The sequence below is a fragment of the Stenotrophomonas sp. genome (assembly GCF_050737575.1).
In the GTDB taxonomy this organism is placed as follows: Bacteria; Pseudomonadota; Gammaproteobacteria; order Xanthomonadales; family Xanthomonadaceae; genus Stenotrophomonas.
Window position 1 is genome coordinate 93,585 of record NZ_JBOHXW010000009.1, and the last position, 26,726, is coordinate 120,310.

Annotated in this window: 28 protein-coding genes; 3 read left to right on the top strand and 25 right to left on the bottom strand. The window is 63.0% G+C overall.

Going from position 1 to position 26,726, the window contains the following annotated elements; genetic code table 11:
- Positions 1-87 precede the first annotated feature (87 nt).
- On the bottom strand, positions 88-468 hold the full coding sequence (locus tag ACREP4_RS15675; protein ID WP_431597124.1) for a hypothetical protein: 381 nt from the start codon (positions 466-468) through the stop codon (positions 88-90).
- Between the two features lie 50 nt (positions 469-518).
- Between ACREP4_RS15675 and ACREP4_RS15680 the strand changes: the two genes are divergently transcribed.
- Complete coding sequence (locus ACREP4_RS15680; RefSeq protein ID WP_431597125.1) at positions 519-2,000, top strand: TonB-dependent receptor; 1,482 nt, start codon at positions 519-521, stop codon at positions 1,998-2,000.
- Positions 2,001-2,396: 396 nt separating this feature from the next.
- On the opposite strand, the gene ACREP4_RS15685 is transcribed toward ACREP4_RS15680, so the two are convergent.
- From ACREP4_RS15685 to ACREP4_RS15695, 3 genes are all read right to left on the bottom strand, one after another.
- Positions 2,397-3,914 carry a beta-N-acetylhexosaminidase gene (locus ACREP4_RS15685; RefSeq protein ID WP_431597126.1) on the bottom strand — a complete coding sequence of 506 codons (1,518 nt, stop codon included), beginning with the start codon at positions 3,912-3,914 and terminating at the stop codon, positions 2,397-2,399.
- 217 nt (positions 3,915-4,131) lie between these two features.
- Complete coding sequence (locus ACREP4_RS15690) at positions 4,132-4,917, bottom strand: hypothetical protein (RefSeq protein ID WP_431597127.1); 786 nt, start codon at positions 4,915-4,917, stop codon at positions 4,132-4,134.
- A 51-nt stretch (positions 4,918-4,968) separates the two neighbouring features.
- Complete coding sequence (locus ACREP4_RS15695; RefSeq protein ID WP_431597128.1) at positions 4,969-5,223, bottom strand: hypothetical protein; 255 nt, start codon at positions 5,221-5,223, stop codon at positions 4,969-4,971.
- Here ACREP4_RS15695 and ACREP4_RS15700 point away from each other — a divergent pair.
- Positions 5,209-5,496, top strand: coding sequence for a LuxR C-terminal-related transcriptional regulator (locus ACREP4_RS15700; RefSeq protein WP_431597129.1), 288 nt, complete (start codon positions 5,209-5,211; stop codon positions 5,494-5,496). The two genes, ACREP4_RS15695 and ACREP4_RS15700, sit on opposite strands and share 15 nt — an antisense overlap.
- Positions 5,497-5,686: 190 nt before the next feature.
- Here the strand turns inward: ACREP4_RS15700 and ACREP4_RS15705 are convergent, their stop codons facing one another.
- From ACREP4_RS15705 to moaA, 19 genes are all read right to left on the bottom strand, one after another.
- Positions 5,687-6,352 (bottom strand): sulfate/molybdate ABC transporter ATP-binding protein, encoded by a 666-nt coding sequence (locus ACREP4_RS15705; protein ID WP_431597130.1) that lies wholly within the window; start codon positions 6,350-6,352, stop codon positions 5,687-5,689.
- On the bottom strand, positions 6,342-7,025 hold the full coding sequence (modB, locus tag ACREP4_RS15710) for a molybdate ABC transporter permease subunit (RefSeq protein ID WP_431597131.1): 684 nt from the start codon (positions 7,023-7,025) through the stop codon (positions 6,342-6,344). Before modB ends, ACREP4_RS15705 begins: the two co-directional genes overlap by 11 nt.
- 3 nt (positions 7,026-7,028) lie before the next feature.
- On the bottom strand, positions 7,029-7,769 hold the full coding sequence (gene modA, locus ACREP4_RS15715; protein WP_431597132.1) for a molybdate ABC transporter substrate-binding protein: 741 nt from the start codon (positions 7,767-7,769) through the stop codon (positions 7,029-7,031).
- Between the two features lie 18 nt (positions 7,770-7,787).
- Positions 7,788-8,558: a helix-turn-helix domain-containing protein gene (locus ACREP4_RS15720; protein WP_431597133.1), complete on the bottom strand. Its 771-nt coding sequence runs from the start codon at positions 8,556-8,558 to the stop codon at positions 7,788-7,790.
- A 10-nt stretch (positions 8,559-8,568) separates the two neighbouring features.
- Positions 8,569-9,783 carry a coproporphyrinogen III oxidase gene (locus ACREP4_RS15725; protein ID WP_431597134.1) on the bottom strand — a complete coding sequence of 405 codons (1,215 nt, stop codon included), beginning with the start codon at positions 9,781-9,783 and terminating at the stop codon, positions 8,569-8,571.
- 44 nt (positions 9,784-9,827) lie between these two features.
- The gene (locus ACREP4_RS15730) at positions 9,828-11,147 is read right to left on the bottom strand and encodes an MFS transporter (protein WP_431597135.1); all 1,320 of its coding nucleotides are present in this window, start codon (positions 11,145-11,147) and stop codon (positions 9,828-9,830) included.
- Positions 11,148-11,169: 22 nt separating this feature from the next.
- Positions 11,170-12,066 (bottom strand): peptidylprolyl isomerase, encoded by an 897-nt coding sequence (locus ACREP4_RS15735; protein ID WP_431597136.1) that lies wholly within the window; start codon positions 12,064-12,066, stop codon positions 11,170-11,172.
- A gap of 3 nt (positions 12,067-12,069) precedes the next feature.
- The gene (gene narI, locus ACREP4_RS15740) at positions 12,070-12,777 is read right to left on the bottom strand and encodes a respiratory nitrate reductase subunit gamma (RefSeq protein WP_431597137.1); all 708 of its coding nucleotides are present in this window, start codon (positions 12,775-12,777) and stop codon (positions 12,070-12,072) included.
- Positions 12,774-13,454, bottom strand: a complete 681-nt coding sequence (narJ, locus tag ACREP4_RS15745; RefSeq protein WP_431597138.1) for a nitrate reductase molybdenum cofactor assembly chaperone — start codon at positions 13,452-13,454, stop codon at positions 12,774-12,776. The genes narI and narJ overlap by 4 nt, the downstream gene beginning before the upstream one ends.
- The gene (gene narH, locus ACREP4_RS15750; protein ID WP_431597139.1) at positions 13,451-14,995 is read right to left on the bottom strand and encodes a nitrate reductase subunit beta; all 1,545 of its coding nucleotides are present in this window, start codon (positions 14,993-14,995) and stop codon (positions 13,451-13,453) included. Before narH ends, narJ begins: the two co-directional genes overlap by 4 nt.
- Positions 14,995-18,738, bottom strand: a complete 3,744-nt coding sequence (locus ACREP4_RS15755; RefSeq protein ID WP_431597140.1) for a nitrate reductase subunit alpha — start codon at positions 18,736-18,738, stop codon at positions 14,995-14,997. Before ACREP4_RS15755 ends, narH begins: the two co-directional genes overlap by 1 nt.
- Positions 18,739-18,807: 69 nt before the next feature.
- On the bottom strand, positions 18,808-20,223 hold the full coding sequence (locus tag ACREP4_RS15760) for a NarK family nitrate/nitrite MFS transporter (RefSeq protein ID WP_431597141.1): 1,416 nt from the start codon (positions 20,221-20,223) through the stop codon (positions 18,808-18,810).
- Between the two features lie 145 nt (positions 20,224-20,368).
- Complete coding sequence (locus ACREP4_RS15765; protein WP_431597142.1) at positions 20,369-20,740, bottom strand: DUF7009 family protein; 372 nt, start codon at positions 20,738-20,740, stop codon at positions 20,369-20,371.
- Positions 20,737-21,306, bottom strand: a complete 570-nt coding sequence (gene mobA, locus ACREP4_RS15770; protein WP_431597143.1) for a molybdenum cofactor guanylyltransferase — start codon at positions 21,304-21,306, stop codon at positions 20,737-20,739. The genes ACREP4_RS15765 and mobA overlap by 4 nt, the downstream gene beginning before the upstream one ends.
- Positions 21,284-21,781, bottom strand: a complete 498-nt coding sequence (locus tag ACREP4_RS15775) for a molybdenum cofactor biosynthesis protein MoaE (RefSeq protein ID WP_431597144.1) — start codon at positions 21,779-21,781, stop codon at positions 21,284-21,286. Before ACREP4_RS15775 ends, mobA begins: the two co-directional genes overlap by 23 nt.
- Before the next feature lies 1 nt (position 21,782).
- On the bottom strand, positions 21,783-22,043 hold the full coding sequence (locus ACREP4_RS15780; protein ID WP_431597145.1) for a MoaD/ThiS family protein: 261 nt from the start codon (positions 22,041-22,043) through the stop codon (positions 21,783-21,785).
- Positions 22,040-23,296, bottom strand: coding sequence for a molybdopterin molybdotransferase MoeA (locus tag ACREP4_RS15785; RefSeq protein ID WP_431597146.1), 1,257 nt, complete (start codon positions 23,294-23,296; stop codon positions 22,040-22,042). The genes ACREP4_RS15780 and ACREP4_RS15785 overlap by 4 nt, the downstream gene beginning before the upstream one ends.
- Positions 23,293-24,306 (bottom strand): bifunctional molybdenum cofactor biosynthesis protein MoaC/MoaB, encoded by a 1,014-nt coding sequence (moaCB, locus tag ACREP4_RS15790; RefSeq protein WP_431597147.1) that lies wholly within the window; start codon positions 24,304-24,306, stop codon positions 23,293-23,295. The genes ACREP4_RS15785 and moaCB overlap by 4 nt, the downstream gene beginning before the upstream one ends.
- An 8-nt stretch (positions 24,307-24,314) precedes the next feature.
- Positions 24,315-25,295, bottom strand: a complete 981-nt coding sequence (moaA, locus tag ACREP4_RS15795) for a GTP 3',8-cyclase MoaA (RefSeq protein ID WP_431597148.1) — start codon at positions 25,293-25,295, stop codon at positions 24,315-24,317.
- 190 nt (positions 25,296-25,485) lie between these two features.
- Here moaA and ACREP4_RS15800 point away from each other — a divergent pair, with 190 nt between their 5' ends.
- On the top strand, positions 25,486-25,890 hold the full coding sequence (locus ACREP4_RS15800; RefSeq protein WP_431597149.1) for a ribonucleotide reductase subunit alpha: 405 nt from the start codon (positions 25,486-25,488) through the stop codon (positions 25,888-25,890).
- On the opposite strand, the gene ACREP4_RS15805 is transcribed toward ACREP4_RS15800, so the two are convergent.
- Positions 25,887-26,213, bottom strand: coding sequence for a hypothetical protein (locus ACREP4_RS15805; protein ID WP_431597150.1), 327 nt, complete (start codon positions 26,211-26,213; stop codon positions 25,887-25,889). The genes ACREP4_RS15800 and ACREP4_RS15805 overlap by 4 nt on opposite strands.
- Before the next feature lie 100 nt (positions 26,214-26,313).
- A partial coding sequence (locus ACREP4_RS15810) for a hypothetical protein (protein ID WP_431597151.1) occupies positions 26,314-26,726 on the bottom strand: 413 nt, incomplete at its 5' end.

The window sequence follows — 26,726 nt, forward strand, 5'->3', positions numbered from 1 at the left end:
TGCTGACGCGGGCCCCTCGCCTGCCACAGGATGTTGTGAACCCACGTTGAGGTGCGCTGGGCATCGATGATTCGCGTTGATGCAATATCAGCGTGCCGCAACATCCATCAAATACGTCATTGCCGTGCTTTCCGCCGCTGCATTGGCAACCACATGATCCGTGCCAACCGAGCGCCGAAGCGAGCGATACAGCTCGACCGCCGCATGGAGGCTGCGAATGCATGAAGCAGTGTTGTACGCAGCCACGGTGTCCTGAAGCTGTACCGCGCGTGCGGGTGCTGCCGTTTCCACGCGCCGCACGCCGGCCGGCTGCGCTCCGGCTTCCACGAGGATGAGTGGGCCGAGTACCTGCATACGGAGAAAGGCGAGGAAATCGACCGCCTCGAACAGCTCACCGCGCCCGATCTTCAGCGTCGCGTAGTGAATCCAGACCCAGAAACGATCTTCGATCCACTGCAGATCCGGCATTGGAAAACGAGGCGCTTCGAACGGCGGACGGCGACTGGGGCGTTTGGCCGGTGCGTGACAACACCTCCATCACCCTGGATTCGAAGTACAAGTCGTTCGTCCACGAACTGCAGTTCAAGCATCAGGGCGAGCGGTTGAACCTGGTGTCCGGCCTGTTCTGGATGCGCGAAAAGAACGCCATCAACTACGCGCAGGAAATGCTGGTCAACGCGCCGTTCGGTTATCCGATCAGCCAGTTCTATCACCAGCCCGATCGTCAGATCGATGCCAAGGCGATCTTCTCGCAGGCCGACTGGCACTTCGCGCCGACCTGGACCGCAACGATCGGCGGTCGCTACAGCCGCGATTCCAAGACCGACCACGGCGGCCAGGTGTATGGCGGCTGGGACAGCACCTCCACGGCGTACTACAACGGTTTGTACAACCCGGGCACGCCGGGCGAGCCGGGCTTCCGTCCGCACAACGGCCGTGACCTGACCGAGCAGATGGGACCGTTCGGCGGCATCGACGCCTACAAGTTGTGGGGTCCGCCGGCTGAAAACGCCAACTCCGCGTCCTGGCGCAAGTTCACCTATCGCTTGGGTCTGACCAAGGATCTGTCCGACGACGAAATCCTGTTCACCTCGCTGTCCAGCGGCTACAAGGCGGGCGGTTTCGGTGACAAGGACGATATCTGCGATGGCAAGGTCTGCGTGGACGGTCCCGCTGGCCCGCAGTACACCTTCTTCCCGTATCGGCCGGAAACCGTCACCAATCTGGAAATCGGCTACAAGGGCCTGCTGCTGGACAAGCGCCTGAGCCTGTCGGTCACCGCCTTCTACAGCCGCTACAAGGACATGCAGGTCACCGGCGATTTCTTCGCCGCCAAGGTGCACGTCAACGAGCCGTGCCCGGATTGGGCCCCGACCTGCGACGTGGTCAAGAAGTGGCAGACCGTCAACGTCGGCGTTGTGAACATCCCGGGCCTGGAAGTGGAAGTGGAAGTGGACTACCTGCCCACGCCCAACACCCGCATCGGCGGCTTCTTCTCGTACATCAACAGCAAGATCAAGGACTACCCGACCTTCAGCGATGAGTGGAACTGCGGCATGCGCGAAGAGTTTGGCGCGGTGCCCTGCCCGGACCCGTACACCGGCTCGGCCCCGACGCTGGCCGGCCGCCAGATCTACGACATCACTGGCAACCATCTGCCGATGACGCCGAAGTTCACCGCAGGCGTCAACGTGTCGCACACGTTCAAATTCGGCAATGGCTACGAGCTGGTGCCGTGGCTCAACGTGAAGTGGCAGGACAAGATGTACTTCACCCTGCGCAACCTGGACAACGCGCACGTCTCCGACGCGCAGGAAGCCCATGCCACGGTCGACGCGAGCCTGAGCCTGCAATCACCGTCGTTCTGGCGCGCCGAGCTGTACGTGCTCAACGCCACCGACAAGATGAGCAAGAACTGGGCTGACGATGCCGGTGGCTTCATCCGCGCCTACTGGAACGACCCGCGCACGGTCGGTCTGCGCGTCCGCTTCGACTATTGATGACGTTGTTGCCAATGGGCTGACACGGCCATCGGCTGCTTTCGGAAACCGCCTGCAAGGGCGGTTCTTCCGTTTCTGCTTCCGTGTGAGGCGTTGTGGTGAAATCGTCTTGGGTCGAGTAATTGCAGCATTGGCGTACCAACCCCGCTCTCGATGTGCGCACCGTTGGGTTGAGCGGCTGTGCGGTCACGGTGCTGGGTTATTGCGACGCGGTGATTCACTTCGCTGCAATCACCACCCTTCGTAGATCCGCTGAGCGTCTTGGCGTGCATTCCGTCGCACGAAAGTCAGGCTTCGCGTGCGGTACCGTTTCAACCCACGACGAGAACAGCAAGCACTCCTCGCCTATCCCCGCCTACAGAAAGCCCCGCATCTGCGGGGCTTTTTGATCAATCTTCAGTGCGCCGGCTCCGCATCCGCCCAACCCAGATCCGGCTCGGCGTAATAATGAATGTCCAGCGCATCCAGCTGCGGGCGCAACGCGCCCATGCGCTGCACAAAGCCGGCATAGCTGCGCTGGCCGGCGGGGCTCCAGGCAAGCTCGGATACTGCGGCCAGACGCGGCCACAGGTGATCGTCCGCAGACGCATCCGTGTGCACGAACTCCGTCCACAACGCGGCTTCAATGCCCACTGCCGTCTTGAACGGCGCGGGGTTGAACTCATAAACGCGCTTCAACGGAACGCCCTCGCCCCGGCACCAATCTGCACCGGGCTGACCGGCGTAGTTGCCGTGGTCGATATACAGATACGAACACGGCGACAGAATCAGCGGATGTCCCTTGGCCACCGCCGCATCGATGGCATAGCCGTCGTTCCACAGCTGCAGCAGCACGTTGGGCTTCATCTCAGCCACCGAGCCCTCCTCCCAGACGATCGGCGTGCGCCCCATCGCATCCACCATCGCGGCGGTGCGCCCGACGAAATCCGCGTACAGCGGATGCTTGATCTCATCACCGCCGATATGGATCTCGGCCGACGGGAAAATGGCGATCACTTCTTCCAGCACATTGCGAACGAAGAGGTACACGACCTCAGGCTTTTCAAGGCAGAACACACTGAATCCTACTTCCACGCCCGAGTAGACGGACAGGTTGCTCACGTCCTTGCAGGCCAGTTCGTTATACGAAGCCAGCGCCGCCTGCACGTGCCCGGGCATGTCGATCTCCGGCACGATGGTGACGCCGCGCGCCTGCGCGTAGGCGACCAGATGCTTCAACTCTTCCTGCGTGTAATAGCCGGCGCGACCGTCTTTCACTGCGCTGGCGCCACCAATTTCCGTCAGCTTCGGATAGCGTTTGATCTCGATCCGCCAGCCTTGGTCGTCGGTCAGATGCAGATGCAGGCGGTTCAATTTGAACATCGCCATGCGGTCGATGTGCTTCTCCAGGTAGTCAACCGACAGGAAGCTCCGCGCTACATCCAGCGAAATGCCACGCCAGCGGTACGCCGGCACATCGTTGATCGTGACCTGCGCCAGGTTGTACTCGGCTTGAGAGTGCGCCGGTAGCAGCTGACGCAGGCTCTGCACCGCGTACAGCAACCCGGCATCGGTACGCGCGCTCAGCTGGATGGCATCACCGACTACCAGCCGATAGCCCTCCTCGCCCAACGCGGGATCATCAACCAGCTGCAACTGGATCGGCGTCGCTGCCGTGTCTTTCGTGCTGATGTTCAGCGTCGTCAGTACTTCTTCCAGCGCCCGTTCTGCGTTGGGTGCTGCAGCGGCAGCGTCCACGCGCAGTGCCGAGAAACGCAGTGCGCCGGCAGCGATCTCCATCGACTGGGGAATAGGCACGATATGCGCCGGTGGCGCCTCCGTTTCCGCAACCGCAGTGGCGCGCTTGTCGCAACCAATGCCGGCCGCAGCAGCCAGACAGACCAACAGAACTTCGAGCTTGAACGGCAGTTTCATCTCGACAGGCAATCCGCAGGGGAACCCCCGCATAATGCACAGTTCGGCGAGGCACTTCCATCCTGATGACAGGCTCGCGTCTGCGGCTCAATGCCGTCGCGTTCTGCTTATCGGCACCCGATACTCCTCAGCGCAGCAAGGCTGGGAATCAGGGTGTAAACCGCAGGGCATGCGACGGCGAGTACTCCACCGCTGCATGCCCTATCGGGAACATCACTCAACGGCAGTTGGATGCATCAACTGCCCGGATCGATTCAACCCGGCCGTCTCCGGTTGCAACGTGCACGCAGTCGCGGGAGCGCGCATTCCACCAGGTCACGACCGAGCGACCATCGCGCTGCTGCGCATCACGGTCGGTGAAGCCGCGCGCACGCAGTTCCGACTCCGCACCAGCGGCGCGTGCGCCGACCAGATCGTCCAACCGGACCGGGGAACCGCCGCCGTTATCCGACTGCCACGGCACCTGCTTGGAACGCTCGCGCAGGCCGGCGCCGTAACCATCGCTGTAGTTGCCGCTGTCCGCCTCGGCGCGATAGCCGTGCAGCGCGTCGCGGTAGCCACGTTCGTATTCGGCCTCGTGGCGCGGATCGTCGCTGTGGTCGCCGTCGTCGTGCTGATGCGCATGGTGCACGATCGCGGCGATGCCGAGGATTGCGGCCGCAGCGACCGCCACCTTGGCGCCGTCGCTCACGCCGTCTTTCTGGCTACCTGCCTGCTGCCCACAATCGGGCGCCGGAGTAGTCACCGCCGAAGCAATGCGACCGCGATCGCTGCGCACCATCACGCAACGTCGATCACGGGAGTTCCACCAGTTGCTGTAGTCGCCCGAACCGGATTGCCGCACATAGCCGCGTGCAGCCAACGTGTGCGAGGCAGCGTGATCATCCTGCCCCTGCAGATCGCCCAGGCCCGGCGCGGGGTCCTGTGCTGAAACCAGGGGGGATGCGAACAGGGCCGACAACGAAAGCGCAGCAGTCAATGCGCTACGACGGGTGACTGACATGGCTGATCTCCGGGTATGGCCGGCCGATATGGCCGGGCTCGGCGGAGATTCTCACAGATTCTGCGCAGACAGGTTGCCGGTAACTTCCGCCAGCCGTCTCTCGACCAGCCGCCGCTGTTCCACCTCACGCCGCCGCCGCAGATAACCGATGGTGTGCACCGCCCCTGCTGTCAGCAGTACCAGCGCCAACGGCAGCGCCCACTTCAGGAAGCTGCGCCAATCCTGGCGGTATCGGCCGGCGTGCTTGGCTTGATCGACAAGGCGTCCTCGTTGGATGAGCTGCCACGGGCGTTGCAGACCGTACATCGCGTCGCCCCTTATGTAAGCAAGGGGCTGAAGGAACGCATCGCCGAGCTTGGCAGCGAAACAGTAGCCGGCGGCGCCAAACAGCCCTCACCGCGCGAGGGCGAGGTGTTGCGGCTGCTGTCCTCGGGACTGTCAGTCACCGAGATCGCCGCACAGTTGAACCGCAGTGTCACCGCCATCAGTCGCCAGAAAGGCGACGCCATGCGCAAGCTGGGCATTGGCAACGATGCCGAGTTGTTTGAGTTTCTGCGCAATGAAGGCCTCTCCAACTGATGGCCTGAGGCGTTTCGTCTGCACTACCTCTTTCCCGTGTCTTTACGACGCGAAGAAGCAGGCTTACGCGTCGTAACGCGATGTCGCAACAACGCCCCGCAGCAATACAACAAGTAGTAAATGGCAGATGGCGCGATGCCAGCGAATCGTTGATCACGTCATTGGGCGGCAGCACGATCGAACGCAACGCCTATTCCCGCACCTTCCCTTCCGCCAGATGCACCACCTGTTGACCGAACACATCCACATCCTGCGGATCGTGAGTGATCAACAGCAGCGGGATACTGGATGCATCAAGCACGGTTTCCAGCTCTTGTCGAAGATGCTTGCGCAGGTCGTGATCGAGCGCGGCGAAGGGTTCGTCCAACAGGAGAACCTGTGGGTTCGGTGCCAGTGCGCGGGCCAGCGCGGTGCGTTGACGCTGACCGCCGGAAATCTGCTGCGGGTACATCTGCGCGAGGTGGTCGATGCGCAAGGCATGCAGCCAATGCTCGACCTGTTCGTGTCGTGAGCTGCGACGCGGATTAAGCCAACCGCTGTGCAGGCCGAAGGCGACGTTCTGGCGCACGGTGAGATGCGGGAACAGCGCGTAGTCCTGAAAAACGTAGCCAACTTTGCGCTGCTGTGGCGGCAGGTTGACGCCACTGGCCACGTCGAACAGCAACTGATCGTGCAGACGAATGTGGCCGGAATCAGGCTTCAACAAGCCTGCGATGGTGCGCAAGGTCAGGCTCTTGCCAGCGCCCGACGGGCCGAACAGCACCACGTTGCGTTGCGTGCAACGCAAGGCAACCTGCAGCTGGAAATTCTGACCGGCCGCCTGCAGGTGACGCGCGACATCCAACTCAAGCCACATCGCGCTGTCCTCCCCGGTTACTGCCCACCAAGCGGGCTGCAATCAACAGGACAGCGATGCAGACCACCGACGACAGCACCACCAGCGCATTTGCGCGGCCATCGTTGCCGGCCTGCACCGCTTCGTAGATGGCGATGGACAAGGTCTGGGTACGGCCTGGAATGCTGCCGGCGACCATGATCGTGGCGCCGAACTCGCCCATTGCGCGGGCGAATGCCAGCAACAGGCCAGCCAAAATTCCTCGCCATGCCAAGGGCAAGGTGACGCGGAAGAACAACGCGATCTCCGACACACCAAGCGTTCGTGCAGCCTGTTCCAGTTGCGCGTCCACGCCCTCAAACGCGGCGCGTGCCGGCTTGAACACCAACGGCAACGAGGCGACGGCGGCGGCAATGACGGCTGCTTGCCAGGTGAAGACCAGATTGATGCCGAACGTGCTTTGCAGCCACGCGCCGAGTGGACCGTTGCGGCCAATCAATACCAGCAGGTAATAACCGAGCACGGTCGGCGGCAACACCATCGGCAATGTCAGCAAGGTGTCGAGCAGTTCCCGGCCCGGGAAGCGTTTGCGTGCCAGCAATGCGCCCAAGGCCACGCCCACCACCAGGTTGATCACGGTGGCCCAGCCGGCCACCTTCAGCGATAACCAGAGGGCGCTCCAGTCCAGGTCCATCGATCAGGGGCTGCCGAAGCCGTGACGCTGCAGGATGGCCTGCCCCTGTGGCGAGCGCACGAACCCGATGAAGCGCTGCGCCTGCGCAGCATTGCTGCTGCCCTTGATCTGCGCCAGCGGATAGGTGATGCCACCAGCGACAGGCACCTGGAAGGCGCGCTGCACGCGGTCGGGCATGGCTTGGGCGTCGGTGGCGTAGACGAAGCCGGCGTCCACTTCGCCACGCGCCACATAGTCCAGCGACTGGCGCACGTTCTGGGTGCTGATGGTCTTGGCCTGCACCGCCGGCCAGACGCCGGCCTGCTGCAAGGCGCTGCGTGCGTAGCGGCCAACCGGAACGCTGTCAGGGTTGCCGATGGCCACGCGTTCGATGCCTGCGGCAGTCAAGCCCGCCAGCGACGCGGGCCGCTGCTTGGCCTGCGGCGGCACAATCACCCACAGCGTGTTCTCGGCGAATACCTGGCGGCTGCCCGCTTCCAGCAAGCCCTGCGCTGCGGCTTGATCCATGGTGCTTTGGTCGGCCGATGCAAACACATCAACTGGCGCACCGCGTGCAATCTGCTGCAGCAACACACCGGAAGCGGCGAAGTTCAGATCGACCTTGGTGCCCGGATTGGCTTTCTCGTAAGCGGTTGCGATATCACGGAAGCTCTCGGTGAGGCTGGATGCAGCCGACACCGTGAGATCAGCCGCGTGTGATGTGCCGGCGGCAACCATCAACAGCAGTGCGCAGAGCTTTTTCATGATTGGATCCTGCAGAGGTCAGGTGGCGGCGTCATCGCTTGCTGCCATTTGTGCCAGACGTTCGGGCTGCAGCAAAATAATTTCCCGTTGTTTGACCGCTATAACGCCGTCATCACTGAGTCTGCGCAATACGCGGCTGGCGGTTTCAGGGGCCATGCGCAGGTAATTTGCGATCTCGGTGCGGCTCATGGTCAGGCTGAAGCGCGTGGCCGAGAAGCCGCGCCGCGCGTATCGCGTCGAGATGTCCAGCAGGAATGCGGCCATGCGTTCCTCGGTGCGGTAGTTGGCGGCCAACATGGCGGCCTTGCCGATTTCCGCGCTGAGCAGGCTGAACAACTTGGTCTGCAACCCGGGCATGCGCGTTGCCAGGGTGCTGATCTTGGGGAACGAGAAGCGGCACAGATGCACCGTGTCCAGCGCCACCGCATTGCAGGGATACCGCGAGCCGTGGATGGCGTTCAAGCCGATCACTTCACCTGGCAGGGAAAAGCCCAGAATCTGCTCGTTGCCCAGGCTGTCGTCGATGAAGGTTTTGACCATGCCCGCGCGCACTGCGGCAATCGCGTCAAACGGCTCGCCGGCCCGGAAGATGTAATCGCCCGCGTGGTACGGGCCAATGTGGTCGACCAGCACGTGCAGCTCGTTCAGCGCCGTCTTGTCGTAGCCCTGTGATGCGCAGGCATCGGAGAACGCACAGGTGCTGCAGAAACGCAGCTCATCACCATCGTTGGCTGCTGCGGGATTGGGGGCGGTGGCATGCGGGCCACGCGGAGGTTGGGAAGCGGACATCATTCAAGGATCATGCGGCAGCGGTAGCGGATCGGAAGCACGCGGCGATGATACGCCACAACAATTGTCCCTCACGTTGCAGGTGCAGCACCTGCCCGTCCCAGCGTAACCAACCGTGTTCGATCAACGCCGGCAACTCCGCCAACGCGTCTTCGAAGCACTCACCGAACGGCAGGCCATTGCGCCATTCAAATGCAGCCACGTCCAATGAATGATCGCAGGCAATGCTTTGTACCACTTCATCGGTCAGCCGCTCATGCTCGGAGAAAATAAGCCCGGCAACCACACCGCTGTGCCCGGACTGCAGGCGCGACTGCCAACGTGACATGTCGCTTTCCTGGCGGCAGATGACATCACCAATCTGGCTGCACGCGCCCAGGCCAATGCCGATGAAGTCGCTGCGGTCGCGACGCGGCACACCGGCCAGGTCGCAATGCCGCACACCGTCACCACGCCGCACGGGCATGGCGCAATCGGCACGTTGGTAATGGTCTCCGCCCAACGGCAAATAGCCGGCGGCACATATATCGACCCAGGCCTGCAACCAGTAATCGGCCGACGGTGAATCGGCAGAAGCGCATGGCGCAGGCAACAGGATGCGTTCCGGCGCCAAGGCCAATACCGAATGCAGGCGCGGCAGAAAGCCGATGTCATTGCTGGCCGGCACCCGCAGTTGGTAATAGCAGGCAGTGAAACCGGCCTTCTGCGCCTGTGCCAACAACTCCGGGCCCGGCGCACCGGCGCGGTCAATCACGTTCAGGCGCGTGCAGCCCACCTCGCGCAATTGTGCTGGAGTGATGTCGCTGCCGGCATCCAGCCGCACTTCCACTTGTGGCCGTGCGACGGTGCGCAGGTGCTGCGGAACGGCATCCAATAGCTGCGCCAGCAACGCAGGCGACAGTGCTTCAGCCAGACCCAGCTGAAGCACCACCGCTGCGACCTCGCGGTCTTCGGCCAACTCTCCGGCCTGTAATTGCAGGCTGGACAACAGCGCCTGCAGATACGCGGCAGGATCGCCCACCTGGCCAGCACGGAACGCCTGAAATCCCAGGGTAAGCACCCGGGGAATCAGGTGCTCGTTGCTGGCGCGTACCGCCGCACGCCAGCTCGCCTCGCCGAAGCCGGGGCTGAACTGGCTGGCGCCGGGGAACAGGACATGGCGGGGTTGATGCAACACATGATTGCGCAACAAAGTGCCTTCCAACGTGAGCGCCTCGACTGACATGTCGCTATCCTCGCGCGGAATTCAGTCCTATTCCCTGATCTGGATCAAGCGCGGCCGTGTTGCGTATCCATGGCTTCAGGCAGATCGGTTTCCTTGTCCAATTGCGGGAAGTGCTTGCGTTCCATGCGACGGATAGCGAAGTGCATCCACACCAGCGCGGCGAACACCACCACGAACAACAGCATGAAACAGCTGCTCCAGATGCCGACCACGTCATTCAGCGCACCGAATGCGATGGGCAGAACGAAGCCACCCAGGCCGCCGATCATGCCAACCACGCCGCCGACCGCGCCCACATGCTTTGGGTAGTAAACGGGGATGTGCTTGTACACCGCGGCCTTGCCCAGCGACATGAAGAAGCCCAGCACGAACACCAGCACGGTGAACAGGGTGACGCCGATGGCCAGGTGGAAACGCAGCTCGCCGTGGATGCCCTTCACCACGTACTCGGTGTCCGGGTAGGCCAGCAGGAACGTGCAGATGACCGACACACCGAACGTCCAGTACATCACCCGACGTGCGCCGATACGGTCGGACAGCCAGCCGCCGACCACGCGGAACAGGCTCGCCGGAATCGAGTAGCACGCGGCCAAGATGCCGGCGGTGCCGACATCCATGCCGTACGCGCCGATCAGATAACGCGGCAACCACAACGCCAAGGCGACGAAGCCGCCGAACACGAAGAAGTAATACAGCGAGAAACGCCACACCTGCAGGTCTTTCAGCGGTGCCATCTGCTCGGCGAACGGCACCGGCTTGACCCCGTCACGACGGCGCTGTTCCAACTGCGGGTCGTCCTTGCTGAGCAGGAAAAACAGGATCGCGGTAACAGCAAGGCCCACCGCCCACACCTTGGCAACCATGGTCCAGCCGGCGGCCACCATCACCATCGGCGCCAGCAGCTTGGTAACGGCCGAACCGATATTGCCGGCACCAAAGATGCCCAGCGCGGTGCCCTGCTTGCTGGCCGGGAACCACTTGGACACATAGGCCACGCCCACCGAGAAGCTACCGCCGGCAATGCCGACGCACAGTGCCGCGAACAGGAACTGCAGGTAGGTGGTGGCGTAGGTCAGCATCCAGGTGGCAACCGCGCCACACAGCATCACCAGCAACATCACCTTGCGCCCGCCGAACTGGTCGGACCAGATGCCCAGGAACACGCGGCTTAACGAGCCGGTCAGCACCGGAGTGGCTATCAGCAGGCCGAACTGGGTGTCGTTCAAACCCAGCTGCTCGCTGATCTGGATACCAATGATGGAGAAGATCATCCACACCGCAAAACACACGGTGAAGGCGAAGGTACTCAACCACAGCGCACGTTGTTGCTCGCCGTTGGATGCCATTTGCAGACTCTGGCTCATTGCTAATCCTTCAGAAGGTCACTCATTCGGCCTGGGCTTCGATTTCGTCCAGACCACGTACGGGATAACGCTCGCGCAACTCCAGCAGGAAGTGCTGCACTTCGCGCTGCCGCACCTGCAGTTCGAGGTAATCGCTGATCTGCATGTGCACCTGTTCAAACGTCTGCGCTTGCCCGGTTTCAAGTTCGTCGACGGTCACCACGTGGTAGCCCCAGCGTGACTCCACCGGAAAACCGGCCAAGCCTTGCCGCAGGCGGAACACCTGGCGATCGAACTCCGGCGTGGTCTGGCCTTTCTGCAGCCAACCCAGCGCGCCGCCGTCCGTACTTGACGGGCATTGCGAGTGACGCGAGGCCAGGTCGGCGAACAGGTGCGGCTGTTCGTTCAACTCGGTGATCAACTGCTCTGCCTGCGTGCGCGCCTTGAACCTGCCGGCAACATCGTCGGCAGGAGCGGCCAGCAGGATATGGCGGACCCGCACCCGGTCAGGCGCGCGGAAGCGTTCCACGTTCTGCGCGAAGTAACGACGGCAATCGTCCTCGGTCGGCACCCGGTCTTCGACGAACTGCTCGATCAGGCGCTGGATCTGCACCTCTTCGTCGGTATGGCGGCTGTCGCCCTGCCCTTCGTCCAGGCCCAGACGCTGCGCTTCGCGGCGCAGCAGTTCACGCACCACCAGGGCGCGGGCTGCATCGGCCCGTGCCTGCTCTGGTCGAATGGCGCGATGGAACTGCATTTCGCGGGCGATGTCGGATTCGTTGATCGGCGTGTCGTCAACGAACAGGCTGCATGGCGCCGGTTGCCCCAACGAGCGTGGTCCCAGTTGCTCCGGATCTTCGTGGTGGTGGCCGGCCTCGACCGGCACAGGTTGTGCCGAGTCGATGACGGTGATTGGCAGAATCCTTGGCAGGCTTCCCATGACTTATTCCTTCGGGCCGTAACGCAGCGTGGCCTGGCGGCGGCGAACCACCTGGTACGGGCGCCACAAGTAACTGACCGGGATGCTCCATACATGCACCAGACGGGTGAACGGCGCGATCAGGAACAAGGTCAGGCCGAGGAAGATGTGCGCCTTATAGACCCAATGCACATCGGTGATGAAGTCGGCTGCACCGGCGCGGAAGGTCACGATGTGTTGCGCCCATTCGGCCAGCATCACCATCACGCTACCGTCCATGTGGTCGGCGGAAATCCAGATGCTGATCATGCCCAGGCACAGCTGTGCAAACAGCAGCACCAGCACCAGCGTGTCACCGAAGCTGCCGGTGGCGCGCACGCGCGGGTTGGTCAGGCGGCGCACCAGCAGAATCAGAATGCCGATGAAGCACAGTGCGCCGAAGAAGCCGCCCACCACCATCGCCAGCAACTGCTTCTGCGAAGAGGTGATGAACTGTTCGTACACCGCGTGCGGGGTCAACAAGCCGACCAGGTGGCCACCCAGAATTGCCAGGATGCCGATGTGGAAGCAGTTGCTGCCGATCCGCATGCCACGGTCGGACAACAACTGGCTGGAGCCGGTGCGCCAGCTGTACATGGCCTTGTCATAGCGCGCCCAGCTGCCGATCAGCAGCACCGCCACGGCGATGTACGGGTAGAACTGGAAGGCGAATTGATTGAAGAAATAACTCATGGCTGTGCCTCCTGCTGCACGGCGCGGGCCGGTGAACGTTGTGGCGGTTTGCAATCCTGCGATGGCGCTTCACTGCCAAAACGCACGGCTTCGTCTTCCCAGAGGCGATCCATCACTTCGACGGTATCGTCGCGAACTTCCTCGCTGGCCCGTTGCCGCAGCAAGGCCAGGTTGACCTTGCCCTCGCCGGCTTCGACCAGGATTTCCAGCAGCACCGCATGCGGCAACTCACGTTCCGCCGCACGCGCGGCGAGCATGCCGGCAATGTGGCCGACGTGATGCAGGTAGTCCTTGGCCTCGGCCAGCGGCCGGTGCGACAGGTACTCCAGCAACAGCGGCAGGTAGTCCGGCAGCTCGCGCGCATCCAGTTCAAACCCGTTGCGGCGGTAGGCGTCGATCAGATCAACCATCGCCTGACCGCGATCACGCGATTCGCCGTGGATGTGTTCAAACAGCAGCAGGCTCATCGCCCTGCCCCGGTCGAAGGTCGCCAACCAGGCCGACTGTGCATCCAGCGGGTCGCTGTCCAGCAGCTGCTGCACGAAGGCCTGCAACTGCTTGCGACGGGCCGGCGAAAGCGCCGGATCGTCGCAGGCGTCGAGCAGTTCTTCGCCGTGTTGCCAGAGTTCTTCGCGCGGGTAGTCCAGCAGCACGCCAATCAGTTTGAGCAGGCTCATTTGATCACCTCATGGCGGTGCTGACGGTTGGGATGCACCGCGTACGTGGTGTTCTTGCGCTGGCCGAACAGATCGGCCGGGCTGTCTCCGTTGCAGCCATTGCCGGTGGTGAAACCGCAACCGCCGCGTTCGCCGTAAGCGTCGTTGGCGTACTCGCGATGGCTGCTGGGAATCACAAAGCGATCCTCATAGTTGGCAATGGCCAGATAGCGGTACATGTCCTCGGCCTGGGCCACGGTCAAGCCGGTCTGCTCCAGTGCGCTGAGGTCTTCCACGCCGTCCACATTCTTGGCGCGGCGCCAGGCACGCATCGCCATCAACCGCTCCAATGCACGGACCACCGGTGCCTCATCGCCGGCCGACAACATGTTGGCCAGGTAACGCACCGGGATACGCAGCGACGCGACATCGGGCAGTTCGCCATTCATGCCGACGTGACCACGCTCGGCGGCGGACTGGATGGGCGACAACGGTGGCACGTACCACACCATCGGCAGCGTGCGGTATTCCGGGTGCAGCGGCAGCGCCAACTTCCAATCAATGGCCAGCTTGTAGACCGGCGATTGCTTGGCTGCTTCCAGCCAGTTGTCCGGAATGCCTTCGGCACGGGCGGCGGCGATGACGGCCGGATCTTCCGGGTCCAGGAAGATGTCCAGATGCGCCTGGTACAGATCCTTCTCCGCTTCCACCGATGCGGCTTCGGCAATGCGGTCGGCGTCGTACAACATCACGCCGAGGTAGCGGATACGGCCCACGCAGGTTTCCGAACACACGGTGGGCTCGCCCATCTCGATGCGCGGGTAGCAGAAGATGCACTTCTCGGATTTACCGCTCTTCCAGTTGTAGTAGATCTTCTTGTACGGGCAGGCCGACACGCACATGCGCCAACCACGGCACTTGTCCTGGTCGATCAGCACGATGCCGTCTTCCTCGCGCTTGTAGATGGCACCGGACGGGCATGCCGAGACGCACGCCGGATTCAGGCAGTGCTCGCACAGGCGCGGCAGGTACATCATGAAGGTCTTCTCGAAGGCGCCGTAAATCTCCTTCTGCACCTTGTCGAAGTTGTAGTCGCGCGACCGCTTGGAGAACTCGGTGCCGAGAATTTCTTCCCAGTTCGGGCCCCACTCGATCTTCTCCATCCGCTCGCCGGTCAGCAGCGAACGCGGACGCGCGGTCGGCTGGTGCTTCACTTCCGGCGCGTCATGCAGGTGCTGGTAATCGAAGTCGAACGGCTCGTAGTAATCGTCGATCTGCGGCAGGTCGGGGTTGGCGAAAATCTTCGCCAACATCCGCCAGCGGCCACCGGCGCGCGGCACCAGCTTGCCGGCGCGGGTACGCACCCAGCCACCGTTCCACTTGTCCTGGTTTTCCCATTCCTTGGGATAGCCGATGCCCGGCTTGGTTTCCACGTTATTGAACCAGGCGTATTCCACGCCTTCGCGTGAGGTCCAGACGTTCTTGCAGGTGATCGAGCAGGTGTGGCAGCCGATGCACTTGTCCAGGTTCAATACCATCGCGATCTGTGCACGTACTTTCATCACACCACCTCCCGGGCGCTGACAACGGCATCTTCGCCATCCAGCCAATCAATCTTGTCCATCTTGCGCACGATCACGAACTCATCTCGGTTGGTGCCACAGGTGCCGTAGTAGTTGAAGCCATACGACAGCTGCGCGTAGCCACCAATCATGTGCGTGGGCTTGAGCACGATGCGGGTCACCGAGTTGTGGATGCCACCACGGGTGCCGGAAATCTCCGAACCCGGCACGTTGATGATGCGTTCCTGCGCGTGATACATCATCGCCATGCCCGACATCACGCGCTGGCTGACCACCGCACGCGCAGCGATCGCACCGTTGACGTTGAACAGCTCGATCCAGTCGTTGTCCTCGATGCCGGCGCTGCGTGCGTCCTCCTCGCTGATCCACACGATCGGGCCGCCACGCGACAGCGTCTGCATGATCAGGTTGTCGCTGTAGGTGCTGTGGATACCCCACTTCTGGTGCGGGGTGATCCAGTTCAGCACGATCTCCTTGTTGCCGTTGGAGCGCTTGTTGAGCAACGGCTCAACGGTGCGCGTGTCCACCGGCGGGCGGTAGCCCATGAAGGCCTCGCCGAAGTCGATCATCCATTCGTGATCCTGGTAGAACTGCTGGCGGCCGGTGACCGTGCGCCACGGAATCAGCTCGTGCACGTTGGTGTAGCCGGCGTTGTAGCTGACGTTGTCATCTTCCAGCCCGGACCAGATCGGCGAGGAAATGATCTTGCGCGGCTGCGCCTGGATGTCACGGAAGCGGATCGCTTCGTGCTCCTTGCCCAGGGCCAGATGCGTATGCTCGCGGCCGGTGAAGGTGCCCAGCGATTCCCAGGCTTTGACGGCGACGTGGCCGTTGGTTTCCGGCGCCAGCGACAGAATGACTTCGCAGGCATCAATGGCCGAATCAATGGCCGGCCGCCCCTGGCTGACGCCCACCTCGCGCACGGTGTGATTGAGCTTGCCGAGGAAATCGACCTCGTGCTTGGTGTCCCAGCTCATGCCCTTGCCGCCGTTGCCCAGCTTGTCCAGCAGCGGGCCGAGCGAGGTGAACTTGCGGTACAGATTGGGGTAATCGCGTTCGACCACCGTCATCGTCGGCATGGTCTGGCCGGGAATGGCCTCGCATTGGCCCTTCTTCCAGTCGGTCACGCCAAACGGCATGCCCAGTTCGTTGGGCGTGTCATGCAGGGTCGGCACCAGCACCAGGTCTTTCTCGACACCGAGCACACCCGGCGCCAGCTCGCTGACCGTGCGCGCCACGCCCTTGAAGATTTCCCAATCGCTGCGCGATTCCCAGGCCGGATCCACCGCCTTGGACAGCGGGTGGATGAACGGGTGCATGTCCGAGGTGTTGAGGTCGTCCTTTTCGTACCACGTCGCCGTCGGCAGCACGATGTCCGAGTACAACGCGGTGGTGCACATGCGGAAGTCCAGCGTCACCAGCAGGTCGAGCTTGCCTTCCGGTGCTTCGTCACGCCACTTCACTTCTTCCGGCTTGACCGCGCCCATCTCGCCCAGGTCCTTGCCCTGCAGGCCATGTCGCGTGCCCAGCAGGTGGCGCAGCATGTACTCGTGGCCCTTGCCCGACGAGCCGAGCAGGTTCGAGCGCCAGATGAACATCATGCGCGGGTGGTTCTGCTTGGCATCGGGATCGGCGAATGCGAAATCCAGCGAGCCGTCCTTGAACTTGCCCAGCGCATAGTCGGCCGGGGCCACGCCCGCCGCCTCGGCTTCGCGCACCAGCTTCAGCGGGTTGCGATCCAGCTGCGGCGCGCACGGCAACCAACCCATGCGCACGGCACGCAGGTTGAGGTCGGCCAGGCTGCCGCTGTACTTGGACGCATCGGCCAGCGGCGACAGCAGTTCGTCCACCTGCAGCTTCTCGTAACGCCACTGCCCGGTGTTGAAGTAGAAGAACGAGGTGCCGTTCATCTGGCGCGGCGGGCGGCTCCAATCCAGGCCGAATGCCAGCGGCTGCCAGCCGGTCTGCGGACGCAGCTTTTCCTGCCCCACGTAATGCGCCCAACCGCCACCGGTCTGACCCACGCAGCCGCACATGACCAGCATGTTGATCAGGCCGCGGTAGTTCATGTCGTTGTGGAACCAGTGGTTCATGCCGGCGCCGACGATGATCATGCTGCGACCGTGGGTCTTGTCGGCGGTGCGCGCGAACTCGCGGGCGATCTCGATGACTTCCGCGCGCGGCACGCCGGTGACGCGTTCTTGCCAGGCAGGCGTACCCGGCACGTAGTCGTCATAGCTGCTGGCGACATTGCCGCCACCAAAGCCGCGGTCCACGCCGTACTGCGCCAGCAACAGGTCGTACACGGTGGCCACGAAGGTTTCGCTGCCGTCAGCCAGCTGCAGGCGGCGCACCGGAATATTGCGCTCCAGCACCTCTTCCACCGGCGCGGCGGTCCAGCCATCGTTCTCGATGCCACCGAAGTACGGGAAGCTCACGCCTTCGATGCTGTCCTTGACGTCCGCCAGGCTCAGCCGCAGACGCGTTGCGCTGCCGTCGCTGGCCTTCTCTTCAATGTTCCACTTGCCCTTCTCGCCCCAGCGGAAGCCAACCGAGCCGTTGGGCACGGTCACATTGCCGCTGATCTCATCAAAGCCCAGCGTCTTCCATTCCGGGTTGTTGCTTTCGCCCAGACCACCCAACTCACTGGCGCGCAGGAAGCGGCCCGGCACCAGCCGGCCATCGTCGCGTTTTTCGATACGCACCAGCATCGGCATGTCCGAATACTGGCGGCAGTAATCCTGGAAGTACTGCGAGGGCTTTTCGACATGGAACTCGCGCAGGATCACATGGCCGAAGGCGAACGCCAATGCGGCGTCGGTGCCCTGCTTGGGATGCAGCCAATGGTCGGTGAGCTTGGCCAGCTCGGAGTAATCCGGGCAGACCGCCACGGTCTTGGTGCCGTTGTAACGCGCCTCGGTGAAAAAGTGCGCGTCGGGCGTGCGCGTCTGCGGAACGTTCGAGCCCCAGGCAATGATGTAGCGGCTGTTGTACCAATCGGCCGATTCCGGCACGTCGGTCTGCTCGCCCCACACCTGCGGCGAAGCCGGCGGCAGATCGCAGTACCAGTCGTAGAACGACAGGCAGGCGCCACCGAGCAGCGACAGATAGCGCGCGCCGGCGGCGTAGGACACCATCGACATCGCCGGGATCGGCGAGAAGCCGACCACGCGATCCGGGCCGTATTCCTTCACCGTATGCAGGTTGGAGGCGGCGATGATCTCGTTGGCCTCATCCCAGGACAGCCGCACGAAACCGCCCATGCCGCGACGGCGCTTGTACTCGCGCGATTTCTCGGGGTTTTCGACAATGCTGGCCCAGGCATCCACGGGTGACATCGTCTTGCGCGCCTGGCGCCACATGCGCACCAGCGTGCCGCGAATCAGCGGGTATTTGAGGCGATTGGCGCTGTACAGGTACCAGGAATAGCTGGCGCCGCGTGGGCAGCCGCGTGGCTCGTGATTGGGCAGGTCCGGGCGCGTGCGCGGGTAGTCGGTCTGCTGGGTTTCCCAGGTGACCAGGCCGTTCTTGACGTAGATCTTCCAGCTACAGGAGCCGGTGCAGTTCACGCCGTGCGTGGAACGTACGATCTTGTCGTACTGCCAGCGGGCGCGGTAACTGTTTTCCCAGTCCCGCCCTTCGCTTTTGGTAAACCCATGGCCATCGGCAAAGGGTTGTGGGTCACGCTTGAAAAACTGCAAGCGATCCAGGAAATAACTCATGGTGAATCTCCCTTTGCGTACGTCTGCATCGTGGCTGTGTATGTCATCTGGCTGCGTTGCATTGCGTCCTCAGCAGGGGGTTTCGGCCCCGCGCCGGTAGTACCACCACCACGTCACGACCAGACAGGTGATGTAGAACGCAATGAAGCCGTACAGCGCCATGTCGGGGCTGCCGGTCAAGGTGATCGAAGAGCCGTAACTCTTCGGAATGAAGAATCCGCCGTAGGCACCAATGGCGCCGGAGAAACCGACCACGGCGGCCGATTCAATGCTGGCCTGGTGCGCGGCCTCGGACTTGCCCTGCGCATTGGCCTTGGCCGACAGGCGCTCATGCAGGGTGCGGAAGATCACCGGAATCATGCGGAACGTGGTGCCGTTGCCGATGCCGCTCAGCACGAACAGCGCCATGAACGAGATCAGGAAGCCATAGAAGTTACCGCCCGTGCCGTTGCTCGGCAGGAAGTGCAGCACGCCGAATACCGCGGCGATCATCAGCGCGAACACCCAGAACGTCAGCCGTGCCCCGCCCCAGCGGTCGGCCAGACTGCCGCCCACCGAGCGCATCAGCGCGCCCAGCAACGGGCCGATAAAGGCATAGGTCATCGGGTTGACGTCGGGGAACTGGCTCTTGACCAGCATCGGGAAGCCCGCTGAAAAGCCGATGTAGGAACCAAACGTGCCGATGTACAACCAGCACATCAGCCAGTTGTGTTTGCGACGGAAGATAATCGCCTGCTCTGAGAACGACGAACGCGCACTGGTCAGGTCATTCATGCCAAACCAGGCGGCAATCGCAGCAAGTGCGATGGCCGGCACCCAGATGAAGCCCGCGTTCTGCAGGAACAACTGGCCGCCGCCTTCCACCAGCGGTTGCGGTGCGCCACCCATCGCGCCGAATACGCCAACGGTGATGACCAAGGGCACCACCAGTTGCGAGACCGACACACCGACGTTGCCCAAACCTGCGTTCAACCCCAACGCCATGCCTTGGCGCTGCTTGGGATAGAAGAAGGAGATGTTGGACATCGACGAAGAAAAGTTGGCGCCGCCAAGACCGCAAAGGATGGCGATGCAGACGAAGACCCAGAACGGTGTGTTGGGGTTTTGCACCGCAAAGCCGAGCCAGATCGTTGGCAGCAACAACGAAGCCGTTGAGAGTGCCGTCCAGCGTCGTCCACCAAAGATCGGTACGACGAAGGAGTAGAAGATACGCAGCGTTGCGCCGGAGAGGCTGGGCAGCGCCACCAGCCAGAACAGCTGATCGGTGGTGAAGTTGAAGCCGATACGCGGCAGGCTGATCGAGACGGCCGAGAACAACACCCAGACCGAGAAGGCCAACAACAACGCGGGGATGGAAATCACCAGGTTGCGTGTGGCGACCCGTTGCCCTGTCTTCTCCCAGTAAGCGGGATCTTCTGGCGTCCAGTCGGTGATGACACGACCGGGGCCACTCTTGTTCTTTGCGACATCGCTAACGACGGTCATGCATGGCTCCAGGCTATGTAATGACGACGAACTGCTGCGTTGTGCGGTGCCCCGTCGTCGTGCCGCTATTAAGCCCGGCGCGCTGCGAGACGAGGTTGATCAAGATCAATCTGTGACGGTTTAGAACGCGTTCACCTGATAAATGTCAGACGGCAGGCGTGATGACCGCGTCAGTGCGCCGGCGTGGACCGCGTTGACGCACGCTGTCACGCACATCCACATCAAACTGCAGCTGCAATGTTGCATTGGAGGTATCCACCTCCCAGGCCAAACCATCGCGGCACGGCAAGCGCCCGGCCAACGTCAATACCGCTTCGTATGGAAGGTTGATCAGCACGGCCTCCGCAGCAGCGGCAAGCACGGGCTGAGCACCGTCATGCAGCCGCAGCGCCATCGACCAGTTATCGATCACACCCAACTGCGTGGTGCTGTGAAGCGTTTCGCCGTCGAGCAGTTGCGCCAGCTCGCCTTCATCAAGCCGCAAGCGCACCGATTGTTGTTGAAGCTGGATTTTCATGGGGCAAGCGCCTCCCATTGTTCGGGGGTATTGCAATTGACCAGGCTGGCCGCTGCAGCAACGGCCACCGGCAGTTCGAGAACACCCAAACGCCGCTGCAGCGCGTGCAGCGAACGCGGGCCATCCGGGTCTTCAATCATGGATTGCAGCACCGCGCGGCTGGCGGCACTGATTTCCAGACGCATCGGCAGCGGCTGCCCGGCGAAGATCACACAGGCCGCAGGTGGTGCATCGCGCAATTGCCGCAGCAATGCGATATCGAGCTGCGGCATGTCCACCGGCACCACCCAAGCGGGCCCGTCCGGCAGTGTGGCTACCACGCTGAACAATCCGCCCAGGGGGCCGCAGCGTTCAACCGTATCGGCGACGCCATCGAAGGCGGGATAGTCGCCACTCACTCTTACGATGGTTGCGCCGGCCCGCTTCAGCAGGCCGTGCATGTGCGCAAGCAGGGTCTGTCCCTGCCACGGCAATTGCGCCTTGTCGCGGCCCATCCGGGAGGACAGGCCACCGGCCAGCACGATGCCGGCCATTGCGGCCTTCTCAGTGGGCGTGATCGTGCGCATGAGCCGTGCCCGCGCCGTCGGCTTCGTGATGACACAGCGAACAGCCTTCACTCCATTCGCTGTCGCCGTCCTGGTAATGCTCCTGCTTCCAGATCGGTGAGCGATGCTTCACCTCTTCGATTAGTTGCCGGCAGGCGCGGAAGGCTTCATCGCGGTGCGGCGTGCCGGCGGCGACGACCAGCGCCACATCGCCGACACCCAAGCGGCCTTTTGCGTGCGACACGTACAACTTGATGCGCGGACCGAATTGGGCTTCCACCTCGGCCACCATGCGCTGGATTTCGTTGAGCACCAGCGGCTCGAACATGTCGTAGGTGATGCCCAGGACGGGGCGGCCTTGGTTCAGGTCGCGCACTTTGCCTATGAAGACGTCGATGCCCCCAAAACCGGGGTCAGAGACAAATTCAATGCCTTCGGCCGGGTCGATTGGCGCTACCGCGCGGTCCACCACTTTCCAGGTATTTCCGCTGCTCATCTCAACCTCCACTGACCGGCGGCAGGATTGCGATGCGGCCGTCATCGGGCAGACGCTCGTTGTCACGCAGCACACGGTGTTCGTCGGCAAACGCCGAATAATCCAGCAATCCGGCGCGGAACTGCGGCCAGCGCTGGGCAATCAGTTCGCGCAACGCTGTGCGCAGATCGGCGATGTGTTCGCCGTGCGTCTGCACAGCGATTTCGCGGCTGGGATCCAGCTCCGAAAAGGCGCCGAACAACTGAACGTTTATCTGTCTCATGGTGACTCCTGTAGCGCCAACTGCACCGGATCGCGATGACCCCAGCCCTGCACGCGGACGCGGCTGCCGGCGACGGCAAGGTCGCCCTCGCCCTCCAGCACCGCCCACGCGTTGGCGTTAAGCATGGTTTTCAAACGGAAGGATTCCTGTCCCGAAAGCACGCGCACCGACAACTGGCCGCTGGCATCCAGCTCAACCCGCGCACGTGCATGCAGGCGCAGGCCGGGCGGCTTGCGTACATCGGCCTGCAACGGCAACTGCAAGGCCGGCTCTTCGGCCAAGCCCAACAGGCTTCGCAGCACCGGCTCGACAAAGAAGCGTTGGCCTACCGCCGCCGAGATTGGATTACCGGGCAAGCCAAAGTACAGCGCGCCGTTCGGCAATCGCGCGAACAGCAGCGGTTTACCGGGGCGAATCGCAACTTTGTGGAAAACAATCTCGGCACCGCGCGCGCGCAGTGCATCGGGAATGAAGTCGTACCGCCCCTGCGACACTGCGCCAGTGCTGACCAATACGTTTGCACCTGCGGCCAACGCGGTGTCGAGCACCTTGTCGAAGGCCGCAACGTCATCGCCGACCACGCCCTGCCACACCACCTCAGCGCCTGCGGCCTGCAACCGGCGGATCAGATACGGCCGGTTGCTGTCGCGGATCTGCCCCGAGGCCAGCGATTGCGCTGCATCACTCACCAGTTCTTTGCCGGTGGCGATCACGGCCACCTTCGGTTGCGGCTGCACCTGCACCGTGGCGGTGCCGATGGCATGCAGCAGCGTCATCGCATTGATATCCAAGGTGGCGCCTGCGGCCAATACGTTCTCGCCGTCCTCCACGTCCTGGCCGCGCAGACGCACATGCTGACCGGGCTTGAGCGGCTCACGCAGGCGAATGCGCAGCGGCCGGCCGTTTTGTGCTTCCACCACCTCAACCTGTTCCACCGGAACGACGCTGTCCAAGCCGCTGGGCATGCGCGCGCCGGTCATGATTTCCCACGCGCCCTGCCCGCCCTCGGCGGCGACATCACCGGCGGCCTGCCAACCCTGCACCTCAAATACGCTGCCGGCGGCAATCACTTCGCCACCGGCGTGCAGGGCAAAGCCATCCATCGCGGAGTTGTCGAAAGGCGGCAACGCCTGCGTGCTGGTGACCGCAGCGGCGAGCACGCGGCCTTCGGCGTGTTCCACCGGCACATGCTGCGCGGGCAGCGGCTCGGCCGCGGCCAGCAACTGCTGCAACGCCTGCGCGTAGCTGATCATGCGTGGCTGCCCTTGCCGTGGCTTTGACCGTCCACCATTGCCAGCGCATGGCCAAGCACCGGCGCCAGAATATCCAGGCATTGGCTGGCCGCACGCGGGCTGCCCGGCAAGGCGAATATCAACATGTCGCCCAGTTGCACGACCTCAGCCCGGCTCAGCCACGCTTGTTGCGTGTGTTGCGCGCTCAGGCTGCGCAGCATTTCGGCCAAGCCTTCGACACGACGCCCGCCCAGCGACTGCAACGCTTCGGGCGTGAGATCACGCGGGCCCAAACCGGTACCGCCGGTGCACAGGCAAAGCCGCACGCCCTCTTTGGACAATGCGTACAGCCGCGAGGCCAGCGGCTCGATGCCATCAGGCAGCACCTCGACCACATCCACATCGCCGCCCATCGCCTGCAAGCCCTGCACCAGCCGCGGGCCAGATTCGTCGGCGTAATCGCCCTGGCTGGCGCGGTCGCTGAGCGTGATCACGGCGCAACGTGCGCCCTGCAAACCACGCGGAGGGCGCGGCTGGAAGCGTTCGCGCTCCGCATCGTCCATGCCTTGCGGGTGCAGCCACAGGCCGCTCTTTCCGCCTTCCTTGAACAGCAAGCGGATGGCGCTGATTTCCAGCGCGGGTTCCACTGGTTTGCTCAGGTCATACAAAGTCAGCAAGGCGGCGCTGACGCCGGCCAATGCTTCCATTTCCACACCGGTACGCGCCTCACTGGCGCATTCGCACCAGACGCGGATGGCCTGCCGCTCCGGCACCGGAACGCAGTAAACATGCACCAGCTCCAGCGGCAGCGGATGGCATAGCGGCATCAATGCCGAGGCCATCTTGGCGCCCTGCAGACCGGCAATTTCCGCCATCACCAAGGCGTCGCCTTTGGGCAGTCGCCGCTCGACGATCAACGGATAAGCCACCGGCCCGGCCAGCAGTTCGCCCACAGCCACCGCGCGGCGGCGGGTGATGCGTTTGTTGCGGACATCGGCCATATGGAAGGCCGCATTCATTTCCCCACTCATCGTGTTCTTTATCCCCCGATTGAAGCCAGATGCGGCGTAAGCCCGGTCAGGCCTTGGTGCAATCCATGCCCGGCCGCTTTGAGGCCGAGCTGGGTGGTGATGCGCGCCAGCAGCGCGTCTTGGTCATCGTCGGACTGCAGCAGCGGCCGCAAAGCCACGCCAAAGTCGCCGAACAGGCACAGGCGCAGATCGCCCTTCGCGGTCACCCGCAGACGATTGCAGCCTTTACAGAAATCCCTGGAATACGGGGCAATGATGCCGAAGCTGCCGCGGTAATCCGGATGGGTGAACTCACGCGCCGGTCCTGCATCGGCGGCGCGCGGGCGCTGGCTCCAGCCGGCCGCCTGCAATTGCGCGATCACTACGTCGGCATCCAGATGGTGGCGCTCGAAGTACTCGCGGTTGTCGCCGGTACGCATCAGTTCGATGAAGCGCACGCTGATCGGGCGATGGCGCAGGAACTCCATCCACTCCGGCAATTCGTCGTCGTTGCGGTCGCGCAGCAGCACCGCGTTGAGCTTGATCGACTGCAACCCAAGCTCCTGCGCCATCGCAATGCCTTCCAGTACTTCCGGCAAGCGGTCGTGACCAGTGATCGAAAGGAAGCGCTCGCGGCGCAGGCTGTCCATGCTCACGTTCAAGGCGGTCAGCCCGGCCTTGTGCCAGCCCGGCAAGCGGCGCGGCAGCAGGCAGCCATTGGTGGTGATGGCGACCTTGCGGATGCCTGGCACCCGCGCCACGGTTTCGATGATCTGGTCCAGGTCCTTGCGCAGGCTGGGCTCACCGCCGGTGAGGCGGATCTTGTGCATGCCCAGGGTGGCGAACGCACGCACCAGCCGTTCGATCTCGGCCACTGCCATGAACTGCGGTCGGCCGTCGGCCTGATAGCCATCGGGCAGGCAATAGCTGCAACGGAAGTTGCAGGCCTCGGTGAGCGACAGACGCAGATACGGAAAGCTGCGACCGAAGCCGTCGGTGAGTTGGCTCATGGCTGTTCCACCTTCTGACTCCATTTTTCGATCACCCGGCACCCGGGGCTTCCCTCACTGCGTCAACTGGTGATCAGCCTACGGGGGACAACGTCGTGATGGGATGACTTAAATCAATGCCTGCTCTGCCGACATCGCCGGGGTTGTGGCAGCATGCCCGCTCAGATGCCTACAGCGTGTGACAGCAACCATGATGCTCAATGACTTTGACGGCCTGCTGCATGCGGCGGGCCAGCAGACCGAACCGCAACGCTTGCTGTTCGTGTTTGCCCGCGCCGACCTGCCCGAATCCCCCACCACCGACCAGCACGACCGCCACGCCACCGGCCAGGGCGGCACATTGAGCCCGGTACTGTGCGTGGACAAGGCGCCGCATGAGGTCACCTCGTTCGCCGGGCTGGCCGCCGAGTCAGGCAACACCGGCATGAACTGGGACGTGCTGTTTGTGGCAGCGATGGACGGCCGCGCCGGCTTTGCCCCCTCCAGCGATGAAGCGGCCCGCCCGCTGCAATTGATGGTCAATGCCATCAACGACGGGCAGATCAGCCGCTTTGCCGCTTTCGACCGCGATGGCAATCCCATCCAGTTCTACTAAGCGACCAACTGCAGGGTCAGGAAGAACACCACCAGCACGGTGTTCAACCCCCAGGCCACGGTGAGGCCGCGTGCAGCCACGCCCAGATTGGGGTTATGTGCGGTGGGCGCGGCCCGCCACACCGCCGGGATGATCCAGCCGGTGTAGAGCAGCAACAGCGCGAACATGGCCAGCAGCAGCGGCGTCTTGCCCTGCGACAAGGCCCAGATCGCCACCGCCCAGAGAATGTTGCTGGGGATCACGCCCTGCAGCCAGAACACGCGCCAAAGCCTGGAGGGAGGTTGCTTGCTGCCCGAGCTGGGCAGGATGGACGCGACAGTCATGAATCCTCCTGTTGGTGGAGACAACAACGTGTCAGATGAGCTTGCTCTTGAATGCGAGCAGGGTCAAATCGGCCCCGTGCAAGCGGGCAACGCCCTCTCCTTACTTAAGGGCTTCAGCACCTTTGCTGTGATAGCGGCGCACCAACTCTTCCAGATAAAGATCCACCGCCTCGTGCTGGTGGGTAATGCACCAGCGCAGCGCGTCGATCAACGCAGTGTCGCGCATCTCATCGGGCGGACTGAAATCATTGGCCCGTTTGGCCCGGTAACGACGCGCCCGTTCGGCCTGTGACAACGGCTCGCTATAGATCTTCGGCCGCCCACGTTTGCGTGGCGCATTAGCCACCGCGTCCGCCGCTGGAGAATCTTTCTTGTCGCCCATCACAAATTCCTTTGTTGCGAATGCGCGCACATTAAAGTGACGCATCACAAATTGCCAGTACAACCCGTTAAAACCACCTGCGCATAGGAGCGGCTTCAGCCGCGAAGCTGGCGATGGTGGATACCGCGAGC